This is a genomic window from Candidatus Methanoperedens nitratireducens, assembly GCF_900196725.1.
Classification (GTDB): Archaea; Halobacteriota; Methanosarcinia; order Methanosarcinales; family Methanoperedenaceae; genus Methanoperedens; species Methanoperedens nitroreducens_A.
Genome location: NZ_FZMP01000050.1, coordinates 1 through 2,539, shown reverse-complemented (window position 1 = coordinate 2,539; position 2,539 = coordinate 1). Strand labels below are relative to the sequence as shown.

Genomic DNA, 2,539 nt, shown 5'->3' with positions numbered 1-2,539 from the left:
TCAGTTCATGATTAGTTTCACACCGCTCACATTAAATTTATAATCATAAAAGATATTATTTACCGAATGAGTGATGTGCAGTACATTAGCCACCCTCTCATAAAGCCGGACACGGTAGAACAGAGGTTATACCAGCTTTCCCTGGCAGGGGAAGCCCTTAAAAGGTCAACCCTCGTAGTCCTGCCGACCGGTCTTGGCAAGACCGTGGTCGCACTTCTTGTAATGGTCTCCCGCCTTCCCAGAGGAAAGGTCCTTGTTCTCTCGCCCACAAAACCGCTTGTCGAACAGCACGCATCCTTTTTTAAGAGCACACTTACGATATTGCCCGAAACCATCGTACTGTTCACGGGCAGCACGCCCCCGCAGAAACGCTCATCTATGTGGGAGAGCGCCCAGGTCGTGGTCTCAACCCCCCAGGTAATAGAGAACGACCTGCTCGGGAAAAAAATAACACTTGAGGACGTTTCGTGTATAATCTTTGACGAGGCGCACAGGGCAACGGGGGATTACTCGTATGTGTACATCGCAGAGAAGTATGCCCGGCAGAACAAAGAGCCTCTCGTACTCGGGATAACCGCAAGCCCGGGTAGCAGGCAGGAAAAGATACAGGAAGTATGCGCAGCCCTCCGTATCAGTTCTGTCGAGATGAGAACGGATTCCGACCCCGATGTCAGGCCTTATATCTTCGACAAGGATATCGAATGGAGATACGTATCTGTCCCGATAGAGATCAAAGGTTTAAAACAACTGATGGACAGCATCCTGACCGACAGGTTGAATAAATTACGCGAGCTCGGTTTTATCTCGCCTTACCAGACGAAATTGTCAAAGAGGGAAATGCTTGACCTCCAGGCGCGGCTGCAGTCGCAGCTTCGCTCATCCTCTCCAGACCAGAAGGTGTATAAAGGAATATCCATCCTCGCCGAGATCCTGAAGCTCAGCCATGCCATAGAAATATCGGATACGCAGGGCGCATCGGCTCTCTCTAAATATTTCGAGCGGCTTGAGAGCGAAGCGCGGTCGCAGAACGGGAGCAAAGCCGCAAAAAGGCTCATGGAAGACCTGAACATGCGCAGGGCAGTGCACCATCTTGCAGGATGCAATGGCGATAACCCGAAACTCAATGCAGTAAAAGAACTTGTGGAGAAACAGGTGCACGAATCCCCGCAATCCCGGATAATCGTTTTCACCAACTACAGGGACACGGCAGAGCTTGTTACTGGCGCTCTTAAAGAAGTGGATGGCGTAAAGCCTGTGAGGTTCGTGGGACAGGCGAGTAAAAGCGGAGATACGGGACTGACCCAGAAACAGCAGGTCGACATCATCCAGAGATTCAAGGACGGCGAGTACAATACGCTTGTGGCTACCTCTGTGGCTGAGGAGGGGCTGGATATCCCTGCCACAGACCTCGTGGTATTCTTTGAACCCATCCCGTCGGAGATACGCAGCATCCAGCGAAAAGGAAGGACAGGGAGAAAACACGCAGGCAGGGTAGTGATCCTTATGGCAAAAGGATCAAAGGACGAAGCGTATCACTGGAGCAGCAGCAGGAAAGAAAAAACCATGCTGAGGACGATGAAAAACATCAATAGTGAACTTGAGCTCAAGTCAAAAATAAAAGAAGCAGGGGGAGCAGGTGAGCCAAGCCAGCAAACTGAGGACGATGGGCAGAAAAAGCTGCTGGATTTTCCTGATAAAAAAATGCAGGTTCTGGAGCCCGAAAACATTTCCCCGAAGGTTTACGTTGACCAGAGAGAAATCCGCTCCCCGGTCGCACGAGAGCTTGAAAAGCTCGGAATGGAAGTGGAATTGAGGACGCTGGAAGTAGGAGATTATGTAGTCAGCGACAGGGCTGGCATCGAGAGAAAAACAGTGGACGATTTCCTGGGCACGCTCATGGACGGGAGAGACCTGTTCGGGCAGATATCAGACCTTGCGCGCACTTTTGAGCGCCCTCTCCTGATAATAGAAGGCGAAGGGCTCTACACGACGAGGCAGATACATCCCAATGCCATACGCGGCGTTCTCTCATCCATTGCGATCGACTTCGGGGTGCCGATAATCTTCAGTAAGGATGAAGAAGATACGGCGGCTCTGATAAGCGTGATAGCGAAAAGGGAACAGATAGATAACAAGACGGGGATAAGCCTGCACGGGAGGAAAACAGCCCCGACGCTTAAAGAACAGCAGGAATATATGATTTCATCCATTCCTGAGATCGGACCGGTTGTAGCGAAGAACCTGCTCCGGCATTTCGGGAGCGTGGAAAAGGTCATGCTGGCGTCCCGTGAGGAGCTGATGAAGGTGGGGCTTGTCGGGCCAAAGACGGCGGACAGGATAAAGGAAGTGGTGAGCGGGGAGTATAAAGGATAAAAACTATTTAAAAATCCAAAAAGTGCTATAATCTTCCAATCTTTCAAAAAGAACTTCAGGGATTTCCAAGTAAATAAATATCTCCCAACTTTTTGTAAAATCTAACAGAAACCGCATGATGCGGGCATATCATCTTTCAATTTTGTAACTAATTTTATGTCACTGA

1 protein-coding gene is annotated in these 2,539 nt (G+C 49.8%); it reads left to right on the top strand.

Annotation, left to right across the window (positions count from 1 at the left end; all coding sequences use genetic code 11):
* Positions 1–66: 66 nt before the first annotated feature.
* Positions 67–2,373: a DEAD/DEAH box helicase gene (locus MNV_RS04785; RefSeq protein WP_096204234.1), complete on the top strand. Its 2,307-nt coding sequence runs from the start codon at positions 67–69 to the stop codon at positions 2,371–2,373.
* Positions 2,374–2,539 lie beyond the last annotated feature (166 nt).